The sequence below is a fragment of the Clostridium sp. DFI.1.208 genome, from assembly GCF_024463855.1.
Classification (GTDB): domain Bacteria; phylum Bacillota_I; class Bacilli_A; order Erysipelotrichales; family Erysipelotrichaceae; genus Clostridium_AQ.
Window position 1 is genome coordinate 1 of sequence record NZ_JANGCA010000232.1, and the last position, 342, is coordinate 342.

Consider the following 342-nt stretch of genomic DNA (forward strand, 5'->3'; position numbering starts at 1 on the left):
AAACACAGCAATGGCTCACAGAGGGTGGCGTGATTTCCGCTGTGAAAAGTTTTTACTTCTTGGAAGAACATGACGCATTAGGTGGACTGGAAAAAGTGGGAACTATGCTTGATAAGGCAAGATACAGTAATTCCCTTTCCAGCAAACTAACCGCCCACTTACAGAGGATAGACCGCACCGACCTTATCCCCTATATCCAGTATGACACGAAACACGGGAAAGGGGGTATCTGATGAATAACAACGATATTCCTGTATGGGAAAAATACACCCTTACCATTGAAGAAGCGTCAAAGTATTTCCGTATCGGAGAAAACAAGTTAAGACGCTTGGCAGAGGAAAA

At 43.9% G+C, this 342-nt stretch carries 1 protein-coding gene and 1 pseudogene; both read left to right on the forward strand.

The annotated features are described in order from the left end of the window. Positions 1–233: pseudogene (locus tag NE665_RS24170) on the forward strand (replication initiation factor domain-containing protein); the annotation flags it as partial. Continuing rightward, positions 233–342 (forward strand): excisionase (locus NE665_RS24175; protein ID WP_256302740.1); only part of this gene is annotated, 110 nt, incomplete at its 3' end. The pseudogene NE665_RS24170 and the gene NE665_RS24175, both read left to right, overlap by 1 nt.